This window comes from Spiroplasma sp. Moj (assembly GCF_016082285.1).
Classification (GTDB): Bacteria; Bacillota_I; Bacilli_A; order Mycoplasmatales; family Mycoplasmataceae; genus Spiroplasma; species Spiroplasma phoeniceum.
In genome coordinates this window covers 1-25,896 of sequence record NZ_MQTY02000004.1, presented here as the reverse complement: position 1 = coordinate 25,896, position 25,896 = coordinate 1, and the positions used below count along the sequence as shown (strand labels likewise).

Genomic DNA, 25,896 nt, shown 5'->3' with positions numbered 1-25,896 from the left:
TAAAATTATAATTTGCTATTAGTATCTTTTTAAAAATATTTACAATTATTTTAATAGGTTATGCAAGAAGTCTATTAATGGTAATAAAGAAGAAATAAAAATTTCATTTTTTTCATATAAAGTTGAAGAAACAACAGTATGCATAATATCAGTATATTTTGATAAATCCGAATTATATTTTGATGTAACACCAATTACATTTACCCCATTATTTTTGACTTCCTTAGCTGCTGCTATTACAGCCATTGTTTTTCCTTATAAACTTACACAGATTAATAAATCATCTAGTTGGATTAAACTGGCACGAGTAATAATATTATTTTCATTTTCTACCAACAAACTACAAGTAAAGCCAAAACTAAATAAACGGGTAGCTAGTTCTTTTACTGCTAAAGATGAAATTCCTAAACCTGCTAAATAAATTCCTTTCGCTTTTTTTAATAAAATAACTGTGTTTAAAAACTTAACATCATCAAAAGTTTGCTAATTACGCTCTAGCATATCTTGATAATATAAAAAAATACTTTCTGTTTCATCTAAATGCAAATTATTGGTTTCTAAACGTTCTTGTTCTGCAACTACTGCAATAATAAAATCACGATAACCAATAAAGCCTAACTTTTTAATTAAAGAATAAATTGGTGAATAACCGATTCCAGTCGCTTTTGATAAATCTTCAATTTTAAGGTTTCGAATATTATGAATATTTTCACAAATATAGTTTGCAATTTTAATTTCTTTTTTTTGTGCAAATTCCTTGAATCATTGATAATTTTGAGAGAATTGAAATATTATCCATTGTTTTAATAATCTCAACGATTATCTTGTTGAGCCATTACAAAATCTTTATCAACAATATCTGATGACCAGACTTTATTAATTAAATCATCAGTAAAATACATTCAAGGTAATAATTTATTAACATAAATTTTATGATCATTTACTCGTTGATTTGGGGTTGAAATAATATGCGACCAATTTGCTAATTTAACTGCTTTTGACATATCTTTCCCAGAAATTACTACAATCGTTACTCCTTTTTTTTGCAATTGTTAATGCTTTGTTAACTGCTTCATTATCACCAAATAATGAATAAGCTAGAATTAAATCATTTTTATTCATAATCCGAGAACGAACCATTAAGTCTTCTTCATTTTCATTTAGATTAAAAGCATTAAAACAAAAACGATATAATTCTAGCGCTAATGTTTGTGACAATGCATTTGTTGAACCCATCCCAATTACAAAAATTCGATATGCTCCTTTAATTGCATTAATTGTTTGATTCACCTTTTCATTATCAATCATCGTATCATTTTGATTCAGAATATCAAAATATGTTTTCTTCATTAGACTCTCCATATTTTCAAAATCTAATGATTTAATTTCAATATCAGCAGCAATCGCAATTAAAAAATCTCGATAACCATTAATCTGCATTTTTCGTAACAAACCATATATTGCACTATAACCAGTATTTACTTGTTGCGCTAAAACTTCAATATTCATTGTTGTTACTTCCTTCATATTTTCTTTAATATATTTAATAATTTCATTTTCTTTTTTAGTAAAATTCTTTGAATCGAATGTTTCTAATTTTGATAAAAATGATACCATTTTATCTAATCTCCTTTTATGTTATTTTCCAGTAGTTCTTGTGCTGCTAAGCGAGCAATCATTGCAGCATTATCAGTACAATATTCTAATTTTGGAATAACTATTTTTAAATTTGGTGTTGCTAAATTTAAAATTGCTGCTCGTAATGCGCTATTAGCTGAAACTCCACCGACTAACGTAACCATTTGCGGCTGAAAATTTTGAATTGCTAATTTTGTTTTTCGCATAATAATATCAACACATGTTTTTTGAAATGTCACACAAAAATTAGACAAATTAATTTTAGTATTACGTTGTTCTTTTGCAATTAAATTAGCTACAGCTGATTTTAATCCGCTAAAAGAGAAATTATAACTTTGATCATTTAATGGTAGTGATAAGTGATATTGTGTTGTTGTTCCTGTAGCTGCAAGCTTATCAATAACAGGTCCGCCCGGATACCCTAAGTCCAGCATTCGAGCAACCTTATCATAACATTCACCAATTGCATCATCCAATGTTGAGCCTAAAATTTCAAAATTCAAATTTTTTTTCATTAATATTAACTGAGTATGGCCACCACTAACTAGCACTGCTAAAAGAGGAAATAAAAAATCATTATCGATTGCACTAGCATAGATATGACCATATAAATGGTTTAAAGGTAAAATTGGAATTTCTAAATAATTAGACAATGTTTCTGCTATTGTTTTCCCAATATGTAGTGCTCCAATTAAACCAGGTTTTGCTGTGTATGCAATGTATTGTAATTCTGTTATATGAATATTAGCTTTTTGCAAAGCTTCAAGTAGAACATAAGAAAAGTTTTTTAAATGTAACCGCGAAGCAAGTTCTGGCACAACTCCACCGTATTTTGTATGTTCCTTAATTTGTGATGAAATAATATTTGCTAAAATTTTTCCATTCTTAAAAATAGCAATACTAGTTTCGTCACAGCTTGTCTCAATTGCAAGAATTACCATTTCATCTACCTCCTCATTATTATATAATAATTTTTCCTTAAAAAAATACTAAGAAAGAAACAAGTAAAAAAATATACAAAAAAATAATAGATAAATCTATTATTTTTTTAATTTTTGTATATTTAATAAAATTACCCTAAATAACCTTGTTATCCTTCATTACTTTTTCAATCCCTGCAATTGCAGCGTCTTCATCAGAACCACTTGCAACAATTTCTACTTCTGCACCTTGATGAATTCCCAATGCAATAATAGTCATGATTGATTTTAAGTTAGCAGTTTTTCCTCCTGAGAAAATAGTAATATCTGACTGGTATTTTCCTGCTTCTCCTACAATTAATGCCGCTGGACGTGCATGCATCCCAACAGGATCAGCGATAACAGCTTTAAATGATGCCATTAAATTTCCTCCTTTAAAATATACTAATTCATTATATCAAAAAAAACAAAAATAAGTATATTATCCCTTAACAATTTTTTATGTTTTTAAATAAAAATTTCAATTATTTGGTATTGTTATTTTCTTTTATGATTCCACTTTTTTAATTGCTTGACTATCTGCTGAAATAATCTTGACATTATAAGGATGCGGAAAAACAATTTGGACATTTTGCGCAATAATTTTAACAACAACTCCAATTCCAAATAATTCATGACTAACCGTATCATTTACTTTTCATGGATTAGTTTTAAAAGCTGATTCAATGTTTTTATTAAGATTAAAGACAGTTCGTGATTGTTTTTCACTTTGATTATTATAAGAAATAGTAATTGACTTTGGCTTACTAAACAATCTTTCGCTATTAACTTTTTCATAAAAATCGTTATCTAACTCTTTAATAAATCGTGATTTAAAGCGTTCATTACCTGTAATATATGAATAACCATCAGCATAACTAATAAACAACAATTCTTCTGCTCTTGTAATGGCAACGTATAAGGCTCGACGCTCTTCTTCTAATTGTTCAGTTCCCATCTTAATAGCTTGTGTCGTTGGAAAGATTCCTTCATTTAAACCAACAATAAAAACAACCTTTTTTTCTAATCCCTTTGCATTATGAATTGTCATTAAAGAAATAGTATTATCAGTTAAATTATCACTATCACTATCAGTTTGTAATGAAATTAATTGTAAATATTCACTTAATAATTCTGTTCCTGCTAATTCCTTATTTTGCTGATCAAATTTACCAACTGACGCAATTAATTCTAAAATATTTTCTTCTCGTTCTTCTTCATAGTTATCTCGTAAACGCTGCAAATAACCTGTTTTATCTAAGAGAAGAACTAATAAACTTTCAACTGATTTAGCAGTTGGTAATTGTGCTAATGCTAGCACAATTGCTTCTCGCACTTTATTTAAACTATGTTGAAGATTTAATGGCAATAAATCAAAATGTTGCTCTAGTAATGTTGTAAACATTATTTGTTGCTTTTTTAATATTTGCATAATTTGTTCAAATGCTTTTGGACCAATTTTTGGCGTTAACAACAAAATCCGTTCAATGGCTAAAGAATCATTATTCATAATTATTTTTAAAAAAGCAAGTGCATCTTTAATTTCTTTTCGTTCATAAAATTTAAAAGCCCCAAAAATACGATATGAAAGACCATAATCAGCAAGGGCCGTTTCTAAATCACGTGATAAGTAATTGGCACGATATAAAATTAAAATATCATTATAATCATAATTTTCTTCTTTAATTAAAGTTTTAATTTTAAGAACTACAAAATCACTTTCATCACTACTATTAGCACCATGATATAAAATTGGTAATTGCCCTGAAGCTTTGATAGTAAATAAATCTTTTTCAATCCGATTTTTATTACGAATAATCAAATTATTAGCTAATGATAAAATGCTTTGTGTTGACCGATAGTTTTCATTTAAAACAATTGTTTGTGTATGCGGAAAATATTTATCAAAATTTAAAATTAAATTAATTTTTGCTCCCCGTCACGAATAAATTGTTTGATCAGGGTCCCCAACAATAGTAATATTGTGATTATCACCGACTAATCATTTAATAATATCAAATTGTAATTCATTGGTATCTTGAAATTCATCAACTAAAAAATAATCAAAACGATTTTGTCATTTTTTTAATACTTCCCCATTATTTTTAAATAACTTATATGTTAATAAAATTAAATCATTAAAATCAACGCTATTTATTTCTCGTAAACGTTCTTCATAAGTGTCATAAACTTCTGCTCATCGCATTTCATCACCATTTGCTGATGCTTTTGCGCTATTAGGGCTAATAAAGTCATTTTTTCATTTCGAAATAAAATTCTTCACCATTTTTGCTTCTTGTGCGTCATATTTCACAGGTAATGTTTTATAAATATTACGAATGATACTATCTTGGTCTGCCATATCAATAATATTAAAATGACGATCATAATTTAAATGAATAATATCTTCTCGTAAAATACGAACACATAGGGCATGATAAGTTGCAATCATACAACGCTGGCCACTATTTCCAATCATCTCAACAATACGGGTTCTCATTTCATTAGTAGCTTTATTAGTAAATGTAACAGCACAAATGCGTCATGGTTGCAAATTAGCATATTTAATTAAATATGCAATTTTATTAGTAATAACGCGTGTTTTACCACTTCCAGCTCCAGCAATAATTCGCACTGGTCCAGTAATTGTTAAAACTGCTTCGCGTTGATTTGGATTTAAACTTTCAATAAATTCATTGACCATGATATTCTGCCTTTCTTTACAAACAATTAAATTTTACCCTATAATTCATCAATTTCTTTTAAAATTTCATCAGAAATATTTCCTGGTTGGTTTTCTTGTAAATGAATATGTTTTGTTTTTCTTGTTATTAATTTTTTTGGTATTGTTGGTGCTTTTTTAGGAATTGGTTTTTTCTTGACAGTAAATAAATGAAAATGACGATCAAATAAAATTTGATGATTTGGATTTAATACTAAACCAAAAATTAAACCAAGGTATCATAAAAAATAAATTGTTGTGATAGTTCGAATAATAATTAAAGCAATTGGATTTTTATTAGTTGTCCGAAACAAATCACTTAAACTAACTTCAAAAATTAAATTTAAACTTAAATTTGTCAATAAAACAACAAATCAAGGTAAAAATGTAATAAATAATTCACGGGTAAAAATAACTGCTAACTTTAATTTTGCCTCACCCGTAACTAATTTAATTTGAAAACAAAATTTTCCAATTGTTTTACCATCTCAAAAATAAGGAATAAGAACAAAATAAAGAAAGAAAAGAACAAAAGTAACAGCAATAACTAAAATAGGCGCTCAAATTATTCGAGCTTGATCTCAATACTTCATCGTTAAAGTTAATACTAAGGGAATTAAACTCGCTAAAATAATATCAAAGAAACGAACAAAAATCACACGAACTGGACGCGCTAATTGATGAAGCTGATATTCTTCTTCTGGTTTTGACATCATCGTAGTAGCTGAATTTTTATTGTTTGCTAATTCTTGCATTATTTATTTTGTATTTTCCAGTTTTCAATGTTTAATAAAACCTTTAATATCAGCAACAATCATTTTAAATTGTGGTTCTTTTACATTTTTAAGATATTTATTTTTCATAAAACTTTTATAACGACGTTCTAATTTATTTTCGGCACTATGGATAGCTTTAATTGATAATTTTTTATTCTTTTGTAAACTAACAATTTCTAAAAATGTTACTAAGCAAAAGCGAATAAAAGCATACTCTAATTCTTCTTGATATTCACGATATAAATTTAAATCACGATATAAATTAAAAATATAAATTCATTGTTTAATTAAATCAAAAACACTATAATTGACAATTCCTAATTCATAATCAACTAGCACATCTTTAATTGCAACATATCCCCCAATATAAACTAATGCGTTATAAATAAAGAAAGTATCAGTACGACGATAATCAAGTAATGTAATATTTTTTTGTAAAATAAGGTTTCGACGAAATATCTTTGTAAAAAGCGAGCAATTAACATATGCTAACACTTCTTTATTAGTTTTAGGCGACAGTAGAACATTACATTTATTTCAAATTTCACTTTTTTCTTTTGAATTCGCATAATGTAACCGAAATTCAAGCATATCAACTTTTTTATGCTCAACTTGATATGCTTCAACTTTTTCTTTTAAAACTGCAACTGCTGTTTTATGAATTGTCTGTCCTTCATCAACAATCATAAAAAAATCTCCTTGTGCAATTGAAATAGCAGTATTAATACCATATGAAAAGCCTTGACTTCGTAAATTTGTAATTACTTGAATTTGTTTACCAATATTATTATAAAAGCATTCATTCATAAATTCTAAGAGTGGTGATTTTGGTTGGAATCCACTATCATCAATTAAAACAATTTCATAATCGTCACTTGTTTGTTTTTTAATTGATAGTAAAGTCTTCATTAATTTTGTCTGATTATTTTGTACTACAATAAGAAATGATAAAAACATTCTAATCCCCTCTCTCAATCAATTCTTGCCATAATTATAACATTTTATCTCTTTTTAGTATAATTATTATATTAGAAAAGTAAAATAATTTACAAGTTTAAAAAGAAGGGTTCATCAAATGACAAATGAAACATTAGACTTCTTGCATAACCTAGTTATTTTAAAATTCCTATAAAATATATTTAAAATATAAATTACAACTGATGATAAAATAATATTTCGAACAATTTTTGATGTCTTGAGCACCTTATTTACTGATGAAAATCAGCTTTCAACTTTAACAAGTGGCTATAATATTAATCATTATCAACAAGTTTGATTTTCTAATATTGTTTCTCTCACCCAAAAAGCATTAGCAATTAAAAGGGATATGCAAATTATATGTCCGATGACTGAAATTATATTTATTATTTTAATGACACAAATGATCAGACAAAACAACAAAAATTAGGCGAAAAACAATTAGAACGTCAAGCCCAATTAATTACTTTTGCAAAATTAAATGAAAAAGAATTAGGTATTGGTTATCATTTTGTTGGTGTTTTTACATTTATTGGCTTTCTTGATAAAGATTACAAAACAATGATTTATCAAAAAACTAAAAATAGTTATCAACTTAATAAATAATTTAAAAAACCATACTTTCTTAGTATGGTTTTTTAAAATTGATAGTTATTATTTTTATTTGCTTTTACTTCTAATCGTTGTTTTCTAATTAATTCTCGGGTCATTTTTTTAACTCGGGCATAATCAAACGGATTTCGTTTTCCTGCTCCAGCTTTAATATGTTTGCCAAAAATATTAATTTTTCAAACTCAATTTCTTTGTTTAAATCGCATAATAGCTCCCTTCATGTTAAACATAAAGCCCTACTCATTTATGGTACACAATAATTACCAATTTTTCAATTCATTCACAAGAAAATTAAAAAATGGGTCAAATACTTTATTAAGGATTCGGTACGATTATTATTTTTAAAAATAATTAAGTTAAAACTTCATACCCAGTCGGAGTAATTAAAATTGTATCTTCAAAATGGGCACTACATAAATGTAACGCTGACACTGGTGTTCAATTATCATCTAACATTTTAATTGCTTTAGTCCCAATTTGAACCATTGGTTCAATACAAATTGTCATTCCAGCTTGTAAGCGCATTCCTACCCCCGCTGTTCCAACATTAGGAATCATTGGTTCTTCATGTAATTCACGCCCAATTCCATGACCAGTAAATTCAGTTGGTAAGAAAAAACCTTCTCCTTCAACATATGTTTGAATTGTTTCACCAATATCACCAATTCGTACTCCTGGTTTTAAAATTGCGGTTGCTTTTGCTAGTGCTGTTTCAGTGACAGTTAATAACTTCACATGTTCTCTTGTGCGCGGTTTTCCAACAATTACAGTAAAAGCGCCATCACTATTATAACCTTCATATGAACAACCCGCATCAACAGAAACAAGGTCACCTTCCACAAATGGCGTATGATTTGGAATTCCATGCACTAAAACTTCATTTAAAGAAACACAAATAGTTGCGGAAAAACCATATAAACCTTTAAAATTTGGTTGGCAATTATTTGCTCGAATAATTTCTTCTACGCGTTGATTAAGCATAACGCCTGTTACTCCTGGTTTAATCATCGCTTTTAATTCTTGATGAATTTGTTTTAATGTTAAACAAGCTTTGCGCATATATTCAATTTCTTGGTCTGTTTTAATTGTAATCATAGTTAAATTCCTTTCATATTTTATTTTATCATAAAAAGAAAAAAACTAACAACACAACAGTTAGTTTTTTTGGTTAGACTAATTCAATAATCACCATCGGAGCATTATCTCCTTTACGATTATCTAATTTTAAAATGCGTGTATAACCACCATTACGAGTTTTATATTTTTTGGCAATGCCATTAAATAATTTTTGTAATGCGGTTTCCTTTTCATTTGCATCAATATCACGTAAAAAACTAGCAGCACGACGACGAGCATGTAAATCTTGTCGTTTTCCTAGTGTCACTAATTTATCAACATGACGGCGTAATTCTTTGGCGCGTGTTTCTGTTACTTCCAACCGTTCATTAATAATTAATTCGGTTGCTAAATTACGCATTAAGCCATTTCTTCATGCAGTATTTTTCCCTCTTTTTTGTTGGTATGACATCCTTTTTCACCTCTCTTAATCACGTCGAAAGTGTAAACCTAATTGGGTCACTTTGTCTTTAATTTCTGTTAATGATTTTTTCCCTAAGTTTCTAATTTCTTGAATTTCATCTTCTGATTTTGAAACTAAATCACGTAAAGTATCAATTTTTGCTCTTTTTAAGCAATTTTGTGAACGTTGCGTAAACTCTAGTTCATCAATGCTACGATCTAATTCATCTTCTTCCGCTTCTGCTTCAGATGAAATAATTTGGGTTGCTTTAATTGCTTCATTCAAGTTAACAAAGAATTCTAAATGCTCAGTAATAACTTTTGCTGCCATTGCAACAGCGTTAACTGGCGTAATTGAACTATCAGTTTGAATTTCTAATTCTAATTTTTCTAAATCAGCATTTTTCCCCACCTTTGTTGGTTCAACATTATATGCCACACGCTGAATTGGACAATAATTTGAATCAATTACAATTAAATCAGCATATTTTTTTTCTTTTTTATTATCTGTAAATGATTTATACCCACGTGAATTACGAGCATGTAGCTCCAAGTCTAATTCTCCACCTTTAGCAATTGTTGCTAATAATAAATCACCATTGATAACTTCTACTCCAGTTGGGACAACTAAATCTCTTGCATAAATTTCTCTTTCTTTTGAAGAAACTACTTTTAAAATTACTGATTTTCCATCTGGAATAATATTTTGATTAATTTTTAATACTAAATTTTTAATATTTAAAATTATTTTTGTAACATGTTCAACAACACCGGGAATAGCAGTAAATTCATGCGAGGCACCTTTAATTCGAACAGCAAAAACAGCGGCTCCTGGTGTTGCTGATAGTAATGTTCGACGTATCGCATTTCCTAATGTAACACCAAATCCTCGTTCTAACGGTTCAACTAAAAATTTTCCGTAATTATTGGCTTTATCTTCTGCTTGTAATTTAAATTCTGGTCTAATAAATTGTTTCATCGCCTAATCTTTCTCCTATCCTCTTGGTCTTTTTGGTGGACGTGCCCCATTGTGAGGAATTGGCGTTACATCTTTAATTGAAGTGATTTCTAATCCAATTGCTTGAATGCTCCGTACCGCAGCATCACGCCCTGGGCCTGGCCCTTTTACTTCAACTTGAACACTACTCATTCCGTGTTCTTGGCTTGCTTTTCCAGCTGCTTCAGCAACCATTTGGGCAGCATAAGGGGTTGACTTCTTACTTCCTTTAAAACCCATTGCTCCTGCTGATGCTCATGAAATGACATTACCCGCTTCATCAGAAAGGGTAACAATTGTATTATTGAAAGTTGAATGAATATGTGCAATTCCTTTTAGGACATTTTTTTTAACTTTTTTCTTATTCGTTTTTTTTCTAACAGCCATAATTGTTCTCCTTATCTACTATTTTTTCTTATTAGCAACTGTTTTACGTGGTCCTTTAACCGTTCGTGCATTTTGCTTTGACGACTGTCCGCGTGCTGGCAAACTTTTACGATGACGCATTCCACGATAACTACCAATTTCCATTAAACGTTTAATATTTAAGGCAACTTCACGTCGTAAGTCTCCTTCGGTTTTTAATTTGGCAATTTCATTTCTAATTGTTGTTAATTCATCTTCTGATAAATCTTTCACACGAATATCTTCTGATATTTTTGCTTCTTTTAAAATTTGTTGTGATTGTGGTTTTCCAATTCCATAAATATATGTTAACGCAATTACTACGCGCTTATCATTTGGAATATCTACTCCGCCAATACGTGCCATATTCTTTTCCTCCCTTTTTAACCTTGTCGTTGTTTATGTTTTGGCTGTGAACAAATTATCATCACACGCCCTTTTCTTCTAATTACACGACATTTGTCGCAGATTTTTTTAACTGATGATCTTACTTTCATCGTGTATTCTCCTTTACCAAAATTTTTTTTATTTTGTTTATTTATGTCTAAAAACAATACGCCCACGTTCTAAGTCATAAGGTGACATTTCAACAACTACTGTATCGCCGGGTAAAATGCGAATGTAATTCATCCGGATTTTACCCGAAACGTGAGCTAAAATAGTTGCACCATTTTCTAATTGCACCTTAAACATTGTATTTGGTAATACTTCTAAAATTGTTCCTTGTACTTCTAATAAATCAGTTTTGGCCATTTTATCTATTACCTCCAATCTCCGTTATTTTAAAACTGCCATAATTTGATCTCAGACAGCATTTCCTTCCATATCAGCATTAATAACGGTTAATACTTGCTGATTTAAATAATATTCAATTAACGGTGCAGTATCAGCATGATATGCCGCTAATCTAATTTTAATTTTTTCTTCATTATCATCTTTACGTTGTACTAATGGGGTTTGATCATCATCACAAACTCATGCCACTTTTGGGGGCACTGCTGTTTTATGATATGTTCGTCCACAAGTTGGACAAGTTAAACGTCCCGTAATTCGTTCGATTAACTTTGCTTCATAAATTTCAAAATATAATGTATGATCAACCCTGCTATTTAGTTTTTGCAATAATTGATCTAATTTTTTTGCTTGCGCAATTGTGCGCGGAAAACCATCTCAAATTAAATCACCAGTTACTGTTTGTAAATGATTTTCAACCATTTGAATCATAATATCATCAGGAACTAATTTTCCCTGGTCAGCATACTGTTGGCACAAAATACCTAATGGTGTGTTTTGCTTAGTATTATCACGAATAATATTACCGGTTGAAATATGCGTAAAACCAAACTTTTTAACTAAATGATCTGATTGGGTTCCTTTTCCACTACCAGGAGCTCCTAACAAAATAAAATTTCGCATTAACTTTCCTCTGGCTTTCTATCATAAATATGAATCTTTAGTATCATCCGTTAATTGTTGCGACTTTTTATCAATAAACGCTTGTTGCGTAATTCGTCCTTTAACTTGACGCATTGTTTCTAATGCGACTGATACCATAATAATTAATCCTGTTCCTCCAATTGCTAATGCACTTGGTAAAGCTGTTAATTTACTAATCACATAAGGTAAAATTGCAATTGCCGCCAAAAAGACTGACCCTAAAATACTTAAACGGTTAATTGTTCCCTTAATGTATTTTTCAGTTTCTTTCCCAGGGCGAACACCAGGAATAAAGGTTCCGGCCTTTTGAAAATTCTCAGCAATTTTTTCAGGATTCATTTGCACTTGTGAATATAAGAAAGTAAATAAAATTGTTAAAATCGCATAAATAATAATTCCTGGTCATGTACTAAACGATAAATAATTATTGGTAAATTGCACAAAACCATTATTTGGATTACTTACACTAATAATCTGTGCAACAGTAATTGGGGCTGAAATTAATGCCGAGGCAAAAATTACGGGAATAACTCCAGCGGAATTAATTTTTAATGGTAAGAAGGGGCGGGTTTCTTCATTTCCAGATACCAAACCACTTCCAGTTTGCTGAATTGGCAATTTCCGTTCTGATTCATTTAACATTACAACAAATAAAACCACTAATAAGAACATTACAACATACACTAAGAATTTTAAAATTCCATCAAATAATAAGTTAATGTCTTCTTGTCCTGAAATTCAGAATTTAAAAGTTGTTTGTAAATTATTTGGTAATTGCGCAACAATTCCAGCAAAAATAATTAATGAGACCCCATTACCAATCCCTCTAATTGTCATTTGATCTGCTAATCAAAGCATTAACATTGTTCCTGCAATTAAGGCGGTTGGAACTAATGTATAATAAAAGATCGGACTTCCTGTTCCAAAATCAGATGAATCTCATTTTGGAGAAATAATGCCTTGGTTTGCCATAGTAAAAATTGTGGCAATTCCTTGCATAATTGCAAATGGAATTGTTAATCACTTTGTTAAGCGATCTAATTTTTTCCGCCCACGTTTTCCACTTTTTGCTCAGCGTGATAAAAGCGGAATTACATCAGTTGATAATAACTGTACAATAATCGAAGCAGTAATATATGGTGATACTCCTAAAGCTAAAATTGAAAACTTTCCAAGAGTTCCTCCTCCTAACATTGAAATCAAACTAAAGAACTGATCATTGTTTGATAAATCTTGAAAGTCAGGTGAAATTTTTACGCCTGGGACTGTTAAATAACTACCTAAACGAATTAAAACTAAAATTAATAAAGTAAAACAAATTCGTTTAATCAAATCTTTATTTTTAACAAAAAAGTTTGATGATTTAACAATGTCAACCTCGCGATTATGGCGAGTCATTTTTCTTTTTTTCGCTTTAGTTTTCACTATATTACCTCCACTTTTCCTCCAGCTTTTTCAATTGCTGTTTTTGCAGTTTGCGAAACTTTGTTAACTTTAACATTAACACTCTTAGATATTGTACCATTACCTAAGATTTTAATTAATTCTTTTTCATTTTTTAGCACTTTTTTGGCAACTAATGTTTGATGGTTAATTTCATTCAATCCTAATTTTTCCAAATCACTTAAGTTTAATAAGACATATTTTTTGGTTGTTAAATTAGTAAAACCAACCTTTGGTAAACGACGGAAGATAGGAGTTTGTCCCCCTTCAAATCCAGGGCGAACACCACCACCGGTGCGGGCATTTTGCCCTTTATGTCCTTTACCAGCTGTTTTTCCTAATCCTGATGAAGTTCCTCGTCCTAGTCGTTTCTTACTATGACGAGCTCCATAAGTATACTGTAATCCGTTTAATTTCATTGTTCTGTCCTCTTATCCTTGTAACTCTTCTACGGTTTTACCACGTAATTTTGCAATTTGATCAATTGTTCGTAAATTACTTAAACCATCTAATGTTGCACAAATCATATTAATTGGGGTATTTGATCCTAATGATTTTGTATAAACATCTGCTAAACCTGCTAATTCAATCACAGCTCGAGCTGGTCCTCCAGCAATAATTCCTGTCCCTTTGAGAGCTGGTTTAATTAATACTTTTCCTGCTCCAAAATGACCAATAACTTCATGTGGAACAGTTGTTCCCACTAGTGGCACTTTTACTAATTGTTTTTTTGCCTCTTTAATTGCTTTTTTGATTGCATCAGGAACTTCGTTTGCTTTTCCAGTCCCAAAACCAACGCGACCTTTTTTATCACCAATCACAACAACTGCCGCAAAGCGGAAATGGCGTCCTCCTTTTGTTACTTTAGTAACCCGACGAATTGTTACGACTTTTTCTTCAAACATATTTTCATCACCACGACGATCATTATTACGTTCAAAACGTTGATTGCCTTGCCGAAAATTATGTTGTGGTCCTTCTTTTTTTGCTGCTGGTTGAGCTGAGTTTCCTGTATTTGGTTTTAAATCTGTTTTATTCTCTGCCATATCTTCTTATTGCTCCTTTTAAAATTTCAGTCCTGCTTTACGAGCAGCCTCTGCAAATGCTTTTACTTTGCCATGGTATAAATATCCACCGCGATCAAATACTACCGTTGTAACTTTTTTATCAAGTGCTTTTTTTGCAATTTCAGTGCCAACTTTTTCTGCCGCTGCAATATTGCTTGTTGATTTTAAACCAGCCATTTTTAATGTTGAGGCTGCAACAATTGTTTTTTGCTTCACATCATCAATTAATTGAGCATAAAAATGCCCATTTGATTTAAACACATTTAAACGAGGAACAGCTGTTGTACCATTAATTTTGGCACGAACACGAAAATGTCTTCTTTTTCGTTTTGCACTACGACTTTGACTTTGTAAATTTGCCATTGTTGATATTCCTTTCTTATGCTATTTACCAGCAGATTTTCCTTCTTTACGGATAATGTGTTCGTTTTTGTATTTAACTCCTTTACCTTTGTAAGGTTCTGACTTACGATAATTTCTGATGTTTGCAGCTACTTCCCCAACTAATTGTTTTGAAATTCCTTCTACAATAATTTGTGTTGGTTTTGGAAGTGTAATTGTAATTCCTTGCGGAATTTTATATTCAATTGGATGAGAATATCCTAAACTTAACGTTAACTTATCACCAGCTAACGCTGCACGATACCCTACTCCATTAATTTCTAATTCTTTTTTGAAACCTTTGCTGACACCTTCTAACATTCCTTGAATTAAAGAATTAATTGTGCCATGTAATTGCTTACTATGTTTCACATCATTTGCTCTAGTTGTTGTCACAACACCTTCTTTGACGGCAACAGTAATAACACTTGGAATTGCTTGTTCTAATTGTCTTTTTGCACTTTTTACAATAACATTATTTGGTTGAATTGTTACTTCAACACCAACTGGAATTTTTAACTCTCTATTACCAATTCGAGACATTGTTTTGCTCTCCTTTAAATATTTCTATCACACATAAGCAATAACTTCGCCACCTAAGTGAGCTTGTTTTGCTGCTTTGTCTGTCATAATTCCTTGATTTGTTGAAATAATTGCAATTCCCATCCCATTTAAAACTTGAGGTACTTCTTCAACGGTTACATAAACTCTTAAACCTGGTTTTGAGATTCGTTTTAATCCTGAAATAACTTTTGTTTTACCTTTATACTTTAAAGTTAACGTTAAGTCTTTTTTAATATCTCCTGATACTTTAAAGTCTTCGACATAGCCTTCTTCTTTCAAAATCTCAGCAATTCTTACTTTCATTTTACTTGACGGCATTTTTACATTTTTGTGTAAACGTTGATTAGCATTGCGAATTCTTGTTAACATATCAGCGATTGTATCAATCATCATAATTAATTAGTCTCTCTTTCTATCATGAAGCTTTTCTAACCCCAGGAATTTGTCCTTTACTTGCTAAATTTCTAAAGCATAAACGACATAAATCAAATTTACGTAACACAGCATGAGGTCGTCCACAGTTTCCACATCGAGTATAACCTCTTACCTTGAATTTTGGATGGCATTGTTGTTTAACTTTTAATGATTTTTTGGCCATATCTTCTTTCCTCCTATTTTTTAAATGGCATTCCCATTTTGCTTAATAATGCTCGAGCATCAGCATCATTTGTTGCACTTGTGACAATTGTAATATCCATTCCCCGTACTCTTTTAACTTTATCATAGTCAATTTCAGGGAAAATAATTTGTTCTTTAATTCCTAAGGTATAATTTCCACGCCCATCAAAGGCATCTTTATTAAGCCCACGGAAATCTCTTACTCGTGGTAAAGCAATGTTGATTAGTTTATCTAAAAACTGATACATTTTTTTCCCACGTAAAGTAACTTTTGTTCCAATTGGCATTCCTTCACGTAATTTAAAGGAAGCAATTGAACCTTTAGCTTTGGTAACAACTGGTCGTAACCCAGTTATTAATGCTAATTCATTTGTAATATCTTCAATTACTTTACTATTTTGTGTTGCATCCCCAGCTCCCATGTTAACAACAATTTTTTTAACAACAGGAACTTGCATTATTGATTGAAAACCTTGCTCTTTGAATAATTCTTTAACAATTGTATTCTTATATTTTTTTTCTAAATTAACATTCATTATTAATCATTATTCCTTTCTACGCTAAATGCGCTTTTGATTTACGAGCAATGCGAACTTTTTTACCATTATCAGCAATTTGATAACTAATTTTAGTAACTTCTTTTTTATTTTTTGGATCAATTAATGCAACATTTGAAATATGAACTGAAACGGGAACTTGTTGAATTCCTCCTTCAGTGTTATCTTGTGAAGGTTTCACATGTTTAATATTTGTAATTCCTTCAATTACCACACGACTTTTTTCACGTAAGACACGAATGATTGGACCTTCTGTTCCTTTATGTTTTCCGGCTATAACTTTCACTAAGTCACCTTTTTTAAATTTAACTTTATTCATAAATAGTCTCCTATAATACTTCTGGTGCTAATGATGCAATTTTTACAAAACCAGCATCTTTAACTTCCCGGGCGATTGGCCCAAAAATCCGTGTTCCACGTGGGTTTTTATCATCTTTAATTAATACTACAGCATTTTCTGAAAATTGAATTTGTGTTCCATCACTTCGTTTTAAACCACGTTTAGTACGCACGATAACCGCTTTAACAACTTGTCCTTTTTTGACAATTCCACCAGGGGTTGCTTTTTTAATTGTACATACAACGATATCCCCAATATTAGTAAACTTTCGTCATGAACCACCCAAATTTTTAATTACTAACACTTCTTTTGCCCCAGAGTTATCAGCAACTTTTAATCTTGATTCTTGTTGGATCATTTTTTTATTATCCTCTTCTTACTAACCAATTGCTTTTTCAATAACTTGAATTAGACGAAAGTGTTTAGTTTTTGATAAAGGACGCGTTTCCATAATGCTTACTTTATCTCCAATGTGGGCTTGATTTTGTTCATCATGTGCTAAATATTTTTTTGAATACTTTACACGTTTTTTATATAAGGGGTGATTTTTATATGTTTCAACTAAAACAGTAATTGTTTTTTCAGCTTTATCTGAAATAACACGTCCTTGTAAGACTTTACGACTATTTCTTTTCATTATTTTTTCCCTGTCTCTTTCTTAGTTGTTTTGTCATCGGTTTTTTTTGTTGTTTTACCAGCGGTTAAGATTTTATCACGATTTTCTTTTCAATTTGTACCATAAGTATATTCTTTTGCGTTAGGGTCTTTTGTTTTTAATTCTAAATCAATTTTAACTCCTGAACCACGCCCTTTTACAGTGCCACCCATCGCAACAGAACTTTTAATTGCTGCTAATTTTTCTTTTGCATTAAGTTCAGTTGTTTTTTTAGTTGTCTTAGTTGGCTCTGCTTTTTTTGCTCCTTTTGGTACTTCAATGTCTGCTTTAGACGAAGTAACTGATTTAACAGTTACTGTTGTTTTGTCGCTTGGTGTTATTTTACTTTTTGCTGCTGGTTTCTTTGCCGCAGCTTTTTCTTTAATTAAAGTTTTTAATGTTGCATCTTTATCAGTTTTAGTTTCTTGTACAACATCTTTTTTAGCCACTGAGGCTTTTTTTACAGCTGATGTAGCTGCTTTTCCAGTTGTCGGTTTTTCTTCCCCAACAACTTTTTTCTTAGGAGATTCTTTCCCACCGGCTGGTTTCTTTGCCGCAACTGGTGTTTTTTGTTCATCAAGAACATTTGCTTCTCCTGTTGTTGAAACAACAGCTTCTTCTGTTAAGTCCATTGCGTCATTTAATGGTAAATCCATTAAACTTGGCATTTCTCCTTCAGCAGCTTGTTGCTCAGCCATCATTTGCTCAATTTTTGCCTTGCGTTGTTTTGCAAATGCTTGTGATTCTTTTTCAATTTTCGCATATGTTTCATTTAAATTAACTTTAACATTAATTGCGGTGTTTTCCCCAGCATTTTTACGAGCAGATAAGATTGTTAAAATGCAAGCAATTTGCTTTTTTAATTCCCCAATGCGATGTGGTTTTTTTAAATTCCCAATTGCTGATTGGAATCGTAACGCAAATAATTCAGCACGTGATTCTTCTTCCAGTTTTTTCAATTCTTCAACTGATTTTTTGGTTAAATCATTCATCTCTTACTCTTTTCCTTTTTTAACAATCTTACATCTTACTGGTAATTTATGCATTGCTAATCGTAATGATTCACGGGCAGTTTCTTCAGAAACACCTGCTACTTCAAACATGACCGTTCCTGTTTTAACAACTGCTACTCATTCTTCAGGTGAACCTTTTCCTGAACCCATTCGAACTTCTAATGGTTTTTTTGTTTTTGCCATATGAGGAAAAATTCTAATTCAAACTTTTCCTCAACGTTTCATATAACGTGTCATTGCAATCCGCGCTGCTTCAATTTGGCGGTTTGTAATTCACGCTCCATCTAGTGATTTTAATCCAAATTCTCCAAAATCTACTTTCGTATTTCCTTTTGCTTTTCCTTCATATTTAATACGATGCGGACGACGATATTTTGTTCTTTTTGGTAATAACATTATTTTGCCTCCTTAGCAGCAGGGTGTAATTTTGGTCCTTGATCACGACGATTATTGTTTGAACGATTAAAGTCGCGTTTTTCAAACTTTGGTTTTTCATCACTTGTAGAAACTAATTCTTTGCTTAGGATTTCTCCCTTACAAATTCAAACTTTAACTCCAATTTGGCCATAGGTTGTTAAAGCTTCGGCTAAAGCATAATCAATATCACTACGTAAAGTTGCTAATGGTACTGTTCCTTCGGTATATCCTTCTGTTCGTGCCATATCTACACCACCTAAACGTCCTGAAACGGAAGTTTTAATTCCTTGTGCTCCAGCTTTCATTGCTTTTTTAATTGCTAATTTTTGAACACTTCTAAATGAAGAACGATTAACAATCTGTTCAGCAATGGTATTCGCCACTAATTGTGCATCAGTGTCTGGGTTTTTAATTTCAACAACATTAATTTTTACTTCTATTTTACAATCGCCGATTGTAACATGTACTAATTTTACTAATTTTGCGATGTTTTTTCCTTCTTGTCCTAAGACAACACCAACACGAGCAGTTCTAATAAAGATAACAATCTCTTTTTTTGTTCGTTCAATTTCAATTTTAGAAACACTTGCTCCTTTTAATTCTTTCATTAGAGCTTTTCTAATCTTGATATCTTGATGTAATCATTTGACATATTCTTGCTTTTCAGCGTATCATCTTGAATCTCACGTTTTAATAACTCCAACGCGTAATCCTGTTGGACTAACTTTTTGACCCATCTCTTGTTATCTTCCTTTCTTATTGTTGTCTATCACTAACAGTAACTGTGATGTGACTTGTTCTCTTCAATATTTCATATGCTCGCCCATGTGCACGCGGACGGAAACGTTTTAATGTTGGTCCTTCGTTAACGAAGATTTCTTTAATAAATAAGCGATCAGCATCCAATCCATTATTATTAACGGCATTTGCTACCGCTGATTTAACTAATTTTTGAACTGGAACTGATGATTTTTTGTTTGTGTTGTTAAGAATAACTATTGCGTCTCCCACTTTTTTATTCCGAATTAAATCGGTAACTAATCTTACTTTTCGTGGCGATATTCTAATACTTCTTAAGTTTGCTCTTACATCCATTTTATAATACTCACTTTCTGAATTTAATTATTTTTTCTTCTTCTTATCATCGCCATGTCCACCAAATTTTCTTGTTGGTGAGAATTCTCCCAATTTATGACCAACCATATCTTCGGTAACATAAACTGGAATATGTTCTTTTCCATTGTGGACAGCAAAAGTATGACCAATAAATTCTGGGAAGATAACGCTTCTTCTTGATCAAGTTTTAACAACTTCTTTTTTATTCGCAGTATTCAATGCTTCAACTTTTTTTTGTAAATGTTTATCAACAAATGGCATTTTTTTCAGACTTCGTGACATTGTTTTACCTCCTATATATAATCTCTCTAATTTTGATTTTTACTTTCAACTATTATTTGTCGGATTGACCCTAATTAGCAAGATTATTTAGTACGTCTTCTAACGATTAATTTAGTTGAAGCTTTTTTCTTGTTACGAGTTTTCACTCCTAATGCTTTTTTACCTCATGGTGTCATTGGTGCTTTTCGACCAACCGGAGCTTTACCTTCCCCACCACCATGGGGGTGATCATTTGGGTTCATAACTGACCCACGAACAGTTGGACGAATTCCACGTCAGCGGTTTCGTCCTGCTTTTCCTCAATTTACTAGGGCGTAGTCTTCGTTTCCAACTTCACCAACTGTTGCTCGACATTCTCCTAAAACTTTACGAACTTCACCTGATGTTAATCGAATTGTGACATATTTACCATCTTCATCTTTCCCTAATAATTGCACTGATGAACCAGCTGAACGAGCTAATTGTCCACCTTTGCCTGGACGTAATTCTAAGTTATGTAGAACAGTCCCTTCTGGAATGTTTTTTATTTTCATGCAGTTTCCAACTTTAATATCTGTTTTCTCACCACTAACAATTTGCATTCCAACTTTGATGGTTTTTGGTGCTAAAATATATCTTTTTTCACCATCAACATAATTAACTAAACAAATAAAGGCATTACGATTTGGATCATATTCAATTGTTGCAATTTTTCCAATAATATTATCCTTATTACGTTTAAAGTCAATAATACGATATTTAACTTTATGGCCGCCACCTTTATGTCTTGTTGTAATAACTCCTTGGTTATTACGACCAGCATGTTTTTTCCGAGTTTCAATTAATGATTTTTCCGGGCGATCAGTTGTCAACACGGAATAATCTAATGACGTCATATTACGACGACTCGGTGTGACTGGTTTAAAACTCTTAATTGGCATTTTTATTTATCCTCCTATTTCGCCAATAAACAGTTCCAGATAGTGTATCCTGGAATTATTTATCTTCTCCTAATAAATCTAATTTCTCACCTGGTTTTAATTTAATAATTGCACGTTTTGTGTATGTTGTCTCTCCAACAAATTTTCCCATTTTCTTTTCTTTTGGGTCATAATTAATAACATTAACTTTTTCAACCTTTACTTCAAAGATTTTTTCAAAAGCTTTTTTAATTTGAACTTTATTTGCTGTACGCGCAACTTCAAAAGTATAAACCCCATTCGCCATATTACGATATGTTTTTTCTGATAAAATTGGTTTTTTTATGACATTTGTAATATGCATTATGCGTACACCCCCTCAATTGCTTTTATTGCTTGTTCTGTTACTAATAATTTGTTTGCATTTAATAAATCATATATATTAATCCCAGCTGATGTAATTATATTTACCTTTTCAATATTACGTGATGATTTAAAATTAACTTCATCACCTTCTGTGGTAATAATTAATAGTTTTTCACCATTAACTTTTAAATTATTTAAAACTTCAACCATTGCTTTTGTTGAAGGTTTGTCAATTCCAAATTGATCAATTATCATAATATTTTTATCTTGAACTTTCAACGATAATGCAGATTTAATTGCTAATTTTCTAACTTTTTTATTAACATGTTTTAAATAATTTTTCTCTGGAGTTGGGCCAAAAACAATCCCTCCTCCTTTTCATTGTGGTGCTCTAATTGAACCTTGGCGAGCACGACCAGTTCCTTTTTGTCTTCAAGGTTTTCTTCCCCCACCAGATACTTCAGTTCTTGTCTTAGTTTTGTGTGTGCCTTGACGCATTGCGGATTGTTGCGCAATAACAGCATCAAACATTGCTTGCTGATGTGGCTCAATTCCTCAAATGGCATCATTTACACTAATTTCTTTAACGCTTGTTCCCTTCGCATCAAGTACTTGTAATTTCATTTTAAAATTCCTTTCTACAAAACTATTCTGTCTTTGATGCTGGTGCATCAGTGACTGCTGTTGGCGTTGTATCAACTGCTGCATCAACAACTCTTTCAACTGGTTTTTCTTCTTTTACTGTGGGCTCTGGTGTTTTTGTTTCAACAGTTCTTTTAACTAATTCTGTTGGTGTATTTGGTTTTAAACCTTTAATTGCTTCTTTAATAACTACAAACTGTTTTTTTGGACCTGGAATTGAACCTTTTACCAATAAAGCATTTTTTTCAGTATCAATTGCAATAACTTCTAAATTTTGAATTGTTACTTTTTCGGTTCCCATATGTCCAGGCATTTTTTTAGATTTTAAAATCCGATTTGGGGCAATAGTTCCCATCGACCCAACACCACGGTGATAACCTGAACCATGTCCCATTGGTCCCCGTGAATAGTTATGTCTTTTAATTGAACCGGTAAATCCTTTCCCTTTTGAAGTTCCTGTAACATCAACGAATTCCCCAGCAGTAAAGATATCAGCTTTAATAATATCGCCAGGATTATAACCATCCATATTTCTGATTTCTTTAACGAAGCGCTTAGGTGTTGTATTCGCTTTTTTGAATTGTCCTTGGTCTGGTTTTGAAACCAAACTAATTCTTTTATCTTCGACAGCTAATTGAAGCGCTTGATAACCATTTTGTTCTTTTGTCAATACTCGTAAAACAACATTAGGTTCTACTTCAACTACTGTAACTGGTATTAATCTACCATCGGTAGCAAAAATTTGTGTCATACCAATTTTGCGTCCTAAGATTCCTTTCATTTTTTTCCTCCTTGAAAATACGTCATGTATATCTTGTCTATAAATTAAATTTAAGAATGGTTATTTATTTCATTTCAATTTCCACACCACTTGGTAACTGCACTCTTTTTAAAGTGTCAATTACCTTTGGACCATCAGGATTAATAATATCAATAATTCTTTTATGTGTTCTCATTTCAAATTGTTCTCTTGAATCTTTGTATTTATGAGTTGCTCTTAAAATAGTAATGATATTACGATCAGTTGGTAAAGGGATTGGTCCCTTTACCTCTACTCCTGCTGCTTGAGCTGCTTCAATGATTTTTTTAATTGATTGATCAACCACACGGTGATCAAAACCTTTTAATTTAATTCTCATTTTAGTTTGAGCCATTACTTTTCCTCCTAATTTATTCATATTTTTTGTGTAAACATTGACAACTCCTATCAGTGTATCAGTAATAGACCACAAAAGATGTTTCCACAAAATATACATACTTATTCATTTTATTGGATAATAGGCAATAATGCAAGTCTTTTTTAAGAAAAAAAATAAAATATTTTATCTTTTTTACTTCTTTGTTTCATCTAATTTATAAATAAAATTGGAATAATTACATGTTGAAAAGTAAGGAGAAAAATGGCAAAAGAAATAGAAAATAAAATTATTCTATGAAAAAAAACAAAGGACAATGGTTATGATTTGCGTTATCAAAAAATTCAAGAACATAAAGCACCGGTGGTTAAAATTCAACTTGAAACTTTAGCACGTAAAACATCACGAAGCCATGAAATTTATCGCAAAACAAACAAAAAACCACAGTTAGATAAAAAGAAAATCATTGATAAAAATAATCCAATGTATAAAATTTTATTAAATGCTCAAAAAAAAAGAATAAGCAATTAAAAACCAAGCTTATAGAACAAAGGATCCTAATTATATTGATTATATTGATGTTAATAATATGACTGTTAATATGACTGTCGTTGACCGAATTAAAGTTATTAAATAGACTTCTTGCATAACCTATTAAAATAATTGTAAATATTTTTAAAAAGATANTAATNNNAAATTATAATTTGCTATTAGTATCTTTTTAAAAATATTTACAATTATTTTAATAGGTTATGCAAGAAGTCTATTATATTTTCATGAACCAGACTAGTGATATATGTTGAATGTCATGGTTATGCTTCAACAGATGGAAGAATAATGTGATGAAATAGCTACAAAATTTTAAACCCCTATCTTCATCCAGTTTTAGCACCATTATTAGTACTCTTTTCAGGCATTGGAATTTATGGCGTTTCAACTTTAGTTAGTTATCTAGCATTATTTTCGTTAAGAACTAAAAAGAAACAAAAAAGAAAAAGATTAACAATTGTTAATCTTTTTTCCTTTTTTATAATTCAATTAAAACTTTAATTCCTGGTCCCATTGTTGTTGTGATAGCAATATTTTTAATATATGCTCCCTTAACAGCCGCTGGTTTTGCCTTACGAATTGTTTCATAAATTACATCATAATTAGCTTTTAAATCTTCAACTTTAAATGATGCTTTTCCAATAATTGAATGAATGTTTCCATTTTTATCAACACGATATTCAACTTTTCCTTTTTTAACATCACCAATTGCTTTAATAACATCTGGAGTAACTGTTCCTGTTTTAGGGTTTGGCATTAATCCTTTTGGCCCTAATAATTTTCCAATTTTTCCTAATTCTGCCATAATATCTGGTGTTGCGATAATAACATCATAATCAAATCAGTTTTCTTTTTGAATTTTTTCAATTAAATCTTTACCACCAACAAAATCAGCACCTGCTGCTTTAGCATCAGCTTCCTTGCTATTTGTTAAAACTAAGATTCGTTGTGTTTTTCCTGTTCCTTTTGGTAACACAACAGCTCCACGAATTTGTTGGTCAGCATGACGTGGATCAACGTTTAAATTAAAGGCAACTTCAACGGTTGAGTCAAATTTTGTTGTTGCAGTTTGTTTTGCTAATTCAATTGCTTCTGCAATTGGGTATACCTTATTTTTATCAACTAATTCAGCAACTTTATTATATTTTTTACCAAATTTTGCCATTCTTAGTTTTTCTCCTTTTTACTTGGCATACCTTCAACAACAATCCCCATATTACGAGCAGTTCCTTCAATAATATGCATTGCTGCTTCAACATCATTTGCGTTTAAATCAACAAGTTTATATTCCGCAATTTTGCGAACTTCATCAGCTGAAATTGTTGCTACCTTTTCATCTTTTGCCTTTGCTGATCCCTTTTGGATTTTTGCTGCTTTTTTTAATAAAATCGCTGTTGGTGTTGTTTTTAATTCAAATTTAAATGTCTTATCATCAAAAGCAGTAATAACAACTGGAACAACATCACCCATTCGTTCTTTTGTTGCATCATTAAACTGTGTACAAAATTGAGGCATATTAATTCCTAATGAAGCTAATTCTGGCCCTGGTTTTGCTTGTCCTGCTTGAAATTCTAATTTTGCAATTCTTGTAATTCTTGCCACGAGCAATTTCCTCCTTTTAATTAAATTCTCGCTGTGGTCCAAACGTAATGTTGCCATTACTACCACATTTAAGCATATTCTAAATAATAGAATAAATGCCTAATTAATTATAACAATAAAAAAATAAAAAACAACTTTATTTTATTCAAGAATTGTGAAAACCATATACATTTTAGACCACTGATTTAGTCTTTAAATTAGAATGGA

The 25,896-nt window shown here is 31.0% G+C and carries 44 protein-coding genes; 3 read left to right on the top strand and 41 right to left on the bottom strand.

Annotation, left to right across the window (positions count from 1 at the left end; all coding sequences use genetic code 4):
• Positions 1–45: 45 nt before the first annotated feature.
• The 9 genes from BST80_RS00575 to BST80_RS00535 all read right to left on the bottom strand — a co-directional run bounded on the left by BST80_RS00575 (position 46) and on the right by BST80_RS00535 (position 7,052).
• On the bottom strand, positions 46–246 hold the full coding sequence (locus BST80_RS00575) for a hypothetical protein (RefSeq protein WP_415745483.1): 201 nt from the start codon (positions 244–246) through the stop codon (positions 46–48).
• 237 nt (positions 247–483) lie between these two features.
• Positions 484–816: a hypothetical protein gene (locus tag BST80_RS00570; protein ID WP_415745482.1), complete on the bottom strand. Its 333-nt coding sequence runs from the start codon at positions 814–816 to the stop codon at positions 484–486.
• Complete coding sequence (locus BST80_RS00565) at positions 804–1,004, bottom strand: hypothetical protein (RefSeq protein ID WP_415745481.1); 201 nt, start codon at positions 1,002–1,004, stop codon at positions 804–806. Before BST80_RS00565 ends, BST80_RS00570 begins: the two co-directional genes overlap by 13 nt.
• Positions 988–1,617: a MurR/RpiR family transcriptional regulator gene (locus tag BST80_RS00560; protein ID WP_415745480.1), complete on the bottom strand. Its 630-nt coding sequence runs from the start codon at positions 1,615–1,617 to the stop codon at positions 988–990. Before BST80_RS00560 ends, BST80_RS00565 begins: the two co-directional genes overlap by 17 nt.
• Before the next feature lie 5 nt (positions 1,618–1,622).
• Positions 1,623–2,579, bottom strand: a complete 957-nt coding sequence (gene tsaD, locus BST80_RS00555; RefSeq protein WP_415745479.1) for a tRNA (adenosine(37)-N6)-threonylcarbamoyltransferase complex transferase subunit TsaD — start codon at positions 2,577–2,579, stop codon at positions 1,623–1,625.
• Between the two features lie 136 nt (positions 2,580–2,715).
• On the bottom strand, positions 2,716–2,979 hold the full coding sequence (locus BST80_RS00550) for an HPr family phosphocarrier protein (RefSeq protein ID WP_400248300.1): 264 nt from the start codon (positions 2,977–2,979) through the stop codon (positions 2,716–2,718).
• A gap of 126 nt (positions 2,980–3,105) precedes the next feature.
• On the bottom strand, positions 3,106–5,301 hold the full coding sequence (locus BST80_RS00545) for an ATP-dependent helicase (protein WP_415745478.1): 2,196 nt from the start codon (positions 5,299–5,301) through the stop codon (positions 3,106–3,108).
• A 38-nt stretch (positions 5,302–5,339) separates the two neighbouring features.
• Positions 5,340–6,074, bottom strand: a complete 735-nt coding sequence (locus tag BST80_RS00540) for an RDD family protein (RefSeq protein ID WP_415745477.1) — start codon at positions 6,072–6,074, stop codon at positions 5,340–5,342.
• A gap of 3 nt (positions 6,075–6,077) precedes the next feature.
• The gene (locus BST80_RS00535) at positions 6,078–7,052 is read right to left on the bottom strand and encodes a glycosyltransferase family 2 protein (protein ID WP_415745476.1); all 975 of its coding nucleotides are present in this window, start codon (positions 7,050–7,052) and stop codon (positions 6,078–6,080) included.
• A gap of 381 nt (positions 7,053–7,433) precedes the next feature.
• On the opposite strand from BST80_RS00535, the gene BST80_RS00530 reads away from it, so the two are divergent.
• Positions 7,434–7,679 carry a hypothetical protein gene (locus tag BST80_RS00530; protein WP_415745475.1) on the top strand — a complete coding sequence of 82 codons (246 nt, stop codon included), beginning with the start codon at positions 7,434–7,436 and terminating at the stop codon, positions 7,677–7,679.
• A gap of 32 nt (positions 7,680–7,711) precedes the next feature.
• Here the strand turns inward: BST80_RS00530 and BST80_RS00525 are convergent, their stop codons facing one another.
• From BST80_RS00525 to rpsJ, 30 genes are all read right to left on the bottom strand, one after another.
• Positions 7,712–7,891 (bottom strand): hypothetical protein, encoded by a 180-nt coding sequence (locus tag BST80_RS00525; protein WP_415745474.1) that lies wholly within the window; start codon positions 7,889–7,891, stop codon positions 7,712–7,714.
• 145 nt (positions 7,892–8,036) lie between these two features.
• On the bottom strand, positions 8,037–8,780 hold the full coding sequence (map, locus tag BST80_RS00520; protein WP_415745473.1) for a type I methionyl aminopeptidase: 744 nt from the start codon (positions 8,778–8,780) through the stop codon (positions 8,037–8,039).
• Between the two features lie 73 nt (positions 8,781–8,853).
• On the bottom strand, positions 8,854–9,213 hold the full coding sequence (gene rplQ / locus BST80_RS00515; protein ID WP_105298344.1) for a 50S ribosomal protein L17: 360 nt from the start codon (positions 9,211–9,213) through the stop codon (positions 8,854–8,856).
• Positions 9,214–9,228: 15 nt separating this feature from the next.
• The gene (locus BST80_RS00510; RefSeq protein WP_415745472.1) at positions 9,229–10,182 is read right to left on the bottom strand and encodes a DNA-directed RNA polymerase subunit alpha; all 954 of its coding nucleotides are present in this window, start codon (positions 10,180–10,182) and stop codon (positions 9,229–9,231) included.
• 15 nt (positions 10,183–10,197) lie between these two features.
• Positions 10,198–10,587, bottom strand: a complete 390-nt coding sequence (gene rpsK, locus BST80_RS00505) for a 30S ribosomal protein S11 (RefSeq protein WP_004028449.1) — start codon at positions 10,585–10,587, stop codon at positions 10,198–10,200.
• Positions 10,588–10,605: 18 nt separating this feature from the next.
• Positions 10,606–10,971 (bottom strand): 30S ribosomal protein S13, encoded by a 366-nt coding sequence (gene rpsM / locus BST80_RS00500; protein WP_004028448.1) that lies wholly within the window; start codon positions 10,969–10,971, stop codon positions 10,606–10,608.
• A 17-nt stretch (positions 10,972–10,988) separates the two neighbouring features.
• Positions 10,989–11,102 (bottom strand): 50S ribosomal protein L36, encoded by a 114-nt coding sequence (gene rpmJ / locus BST80_RS00495; protein WP_004028447.1) that lies wholly within the window; start codon positions 11,100–11,102, stop codon positions 10,989–10,991.
• Between the two features lie 37 nt (positions 11,103–11,139).
• Positions 11,140–11,358, bottom strand: coding sequence for a translation initiation factor IF-1 (gene infA, locus BST80_RS00490; protein WP_004028446.1), 219 nt, complete (start codon positions 11,356–11,358; stop codon positions 11,140–11,142).
• Positions 11,359–11,382: 24 nt separating this feature from the next.
• A complete protein-coding gene (locus tag BST80_RS00485) occupies positions 11,383–12,021 on the bottom strand; it encodes an adenylate kinase (protein ID WP_415745471.1) in 639 nt (212 codons plus the stop codon).
• Positions 12,022–12,039: 18 nt separating this feature from the next.
• Positions 12,040–13,440: a preprotein translocase subunit SecY gene (gene secY, locus BST80_RS00480; protein ID WP_415745485.1), complete on the bottom strand. Its 1,401-nt coding sequence runs from the start codon at positions 13,438–13,440 to the stop codon at positions 12,040–12,042.
• Between the two features lie 26 nt (positions 13,441–13,466).
• Positions 13,467–13,904 (bottom strand): 50S ribosomal protein L15, encoded by a 438-nt coding sequence (gene rplO / locus BST80_RS00475; RefSeq protein WP_415745470.1) that lies wholly within the window; start codon positions 13,902–13,904, stop codon positions 13,467–13,469.
• 12 nt (positions 13,905–13,916) lie between these two features.
• Positions 13,917–14,531, bottom strand: coding sequence for a 30S ribosomal protein S5 (rpsE, locus tag BST80_RS00470; RefSeq protein ID WP_415745469.1), 615 nt, complete (start codon positions 14,529–14,531; stop codon positions 13,917–13,919).
• 18 nt (positions 14,532–14,549) lie between these two features.
• Positions 14,550–14,915, bottom strand: coding sequence for a 50S ribosomal protein L18 (gene rplR / locus BST80_RS00465; protein WP_400248312.1), 366 nt, complete (start codon positions 14,913–14,915; stop codon positions 14,550–14,552).
• 21 nt (positions 14,916–14,936) lie between these two features.
• Positions 14,937–15,476: a 50S ribosomal protein L6 gene (gene rplF, locus BST80_RS00460; protein WP_415745468.1), complete on the bottom strand. Its 540-nt coding sequence runs from the start codon at positions 15,474–15,476 to the stop codon at positions 14,937–14,939.
• Positions 15,477–15,500: 24 nt separating this feature from the next.
• Positions 15,501–15,890 carry a 30S ribosomal protein S8 gene (gene rpsH / locus BST80_RS00455; protein ID WP_415745467.1) on the bottom strand — a complete coding sequence of 130 codons (390 nt, stop codon included), beginning with the start codon at positions 15,888–15,890 and terminating at the stop codon, positions 15,501–15,503.
• A 19-nt stretch (positions 15,891–15,909) separates the two neighbouring features.
• Positions 15,910–16,095, bottom strand: a complete 186-nt coding sequence (locus tag BST80_RS00450) for a type Z 30S ribosomal protein S14 (protein ID WP_004028437.1) — start codon at positions 16,093–16,095, stop codon at positions 15,910–15,912.
• A 13-nt stretch (positions 16,096–16,108) separates the two neighbouring features.
• Positions 16,109–16,651 carry a 50S ribosomal protein L5 gene (rplE, locus tag BST80_RS00445; protein WP_400248316.1) on the bottom strand — a complete coding sequence of 181 codons (543 nt, stop codon included), beginning with the start codon at positions 16,649–16,651 and terminating at the stop codon, positions 16,109–16,111.
• Between the two features lie 19 nt (positions 16,652–16,670).
• The gene (gene rplX / locus BST80_RS00440) at positions 16,671–16,991 is read right to left on the bottom strand and encodes a 50S ribosomal protein L24 (protein ID WP_415745466.1); all 321 of its coding nucleotides are present in this window, start codon (positions 16,989–16,991) and stop codon (positions 16,671–16,673) included.
• Positions 16,992–17,001: 10 nt separating this feature from the next.
• Complete coding sequence (gene rplN, locus BST80_RS00435) at positions 17,002–17,370, bottom strand: 50S ribosomal protein L14 (protein ID WP_004028433.1); 369 nt, start codon at positions 17,368–17,370, stop codon at positions 17,002–17,004.
• A gap of 21 nt (positions 17,371–17,391) precedes the next feature.
• A complete protein-coding gene (gene rpsQ / locus BST80_RS00430; RefSeq protein ID WP_415745484.1) occupies positions 17,392–17,652 on the bottom strand; it encodes a 30S ribosomal protein S17 in 261 nt (86 codons plus the stop codon).
• Complete coding sequence (gene rpmC / locus BST80_RS00425) at positions 17,649–18,659, bottom strand: 50S ribosomal protein L29 (RefSeq protein WP_415745465.1); 1,011 nt, start codon at positions 18,657–18,659, stop codon at positions 17,649–17,651. The genes rpsQ and rpmC overlap by 4 nt, the downstream gene beginning before the upstream one ends.
• Positions 18,660–18,662: 3 nt before the next feature.
• The gene (rplP, locus tag BST80_RS00420) at positions 18,663–19,076 is read right to left on the bottom strand and encodes a 50S ribosomal protein L16 (protein WP_415745464.1); all 414 of its coding nucleotides are present in this window, start codon (positions 19,074–19,076) and stop codon (positions 18,663–18,665) included.
• Complete coding sequence (rpsC, locus tag BST80_RS00415; RefSeq protein WP_415745463.1) at positions 19,076–19,834, bottom strand: 30S ribosomal protein S3; 759 nt, start codon at positions 19,832–19,834, stop codon at positions 19,076–19,078. Before rpsC ends, rplP begins: the two co-directional genes overlap by 1 nt.
• 19 nt (positions 19,835–19,853) lie before the next feature.
• Positions 19,854–20,192, bottom strand: a complete 339-nt coding sequence (gene rplV / locus BST80_RS00410; RefSeq protein ID WP_415745462.1) for a 50S ribosomal protein L22 — start codon at positions 20,190–20,192, stop codon at positions 19,854–19,856.
• 27 nt (positions 20,193–20,219) lie between these two features.
• A complete protein-coding gene (gene rpsS, locus BST80_RS00405) occupies positions 20,220–20,495 on the bottom strand; it encodes a 30S ribosomal protein S19 (protein ID WP_415745461.1) in 276 nt (91 codons plus the stop codon).
• Between the two features lie 83 nt (positions 20,496–20,578).
• Positions 20,579–21,415: a 50S ribosomal protein L2 gene (rplB, locus tag BST80_RS00400; RefSeq protein ID WP_415745460.1), complete on the bottom strand. Its 837-nt coding sequence runs from the start codon at positions 21,413–21,415 to the stop codon at positions 20,579–20,581.
• A 55-nt stretch (positions 21,416–21,470) separates the two neighbouring features.
• A complete protein-coding gene (gene rplW / locus BST80_RS00395) occupies positions 21,471–21,758 on the bottom strand; it encodes a 50S ribosomal protein L23 (protein ID WP_114564653.1) in 288 nt (95 codons plus the stop codon).
• Positions 21,758–22,384 carry a 50S ribosomal protein L4 gene (gene rplD / locus BST80_RS00390; RefSeq protein WP_415745459.1) on the bottom strand — a complete coding sequence of 209 codons (627 nt, stop codon included), beginning with the start codon at positions 22,382–22,384 and terminating at the stop codon, positions 21,758–21,760. Before rplD ends, rplW begins: the two co-directional genes overlap by 1 nt.
• Positions 22,385–22,406: 22 nt before the next feature.
• Complete coding sequence (gene rplC, locus BST80_RS00385) at positions 22,407–23,183, bottom strand: 50S ribosomal protein L3 (protein WP_415745458.1); 777 nt, start codon at positions 23,181–23,183, stop codon at positions 22,407–22,409.
• Positions 23,184–23,247: 64 nt separating this feature from the next.
• Positions 23,248–23,556: a 30S ribosomal protein S10 gene (rpsJ, locus tag BST80_RS00380; protein ID WP_338991997.1), complete on the bottom strand. Its 309-nt coding sequence runs from the start codon at positions 23,554–23,556 to the stop codon at positions 23,248–23,250.
• Between the two features lie 246 nt (positions 23,557–23,802).
• Here rpsJ and BST80_RS00375 point away from each other — a divergent pair, with 246 nt between their 5' ends.
• On the top strand, positions 23,803–24,069 hold the full coding sequence (locus BST80_RS00375) for a hypothetical protein (protein WP_415745457.1): 267 nt from the start codon (positions 23,803–23,805) through the stop codon (positions 24,067–24,069).
• A gap of 258 nt (positions 24,070–24,327) precedes the next feature.
• Positions 24,328–24,588 (top strand): hypothetical protein, encoded by a 261-nt coding sequence (locus tag BST80_RS00370; RefSeq protein WP_415745456.1) that lies wholly within the window; start codon positions 24,328–24,330, stop codon positions 24,586–24,588.
• Here BST80_RS00370 and rplA read toward each other — a convergent pair.
• Positions 24,566–25,252, bottom strand: a complete 687-nt coding sequence (gene rplA / locus BST80_RS00365) for a 50S ribosomal protein L1 (protein WP_400249340.1) — start codon at positions 25,250–25,252, stop codon at positions 24,566–24,568. The two genes, BST80_RS00370 and rplA, sit on opposite strands and share 23 nt — an antisense overlap.
• 2 nt (positions 25,253–25,254) lie before the next feature.
• Entirely contained in the window at positions 25,255–25,746 is a 492-nt protein-coding gene (gene rplK / locus BST80_RS00360) for a 50S ribosomal protein L11 (RefSeq protein WP_415745455.1), read from the bottom strand.
• Positions 25,747–25,896 lie beyond the last annotated feature (150 nt).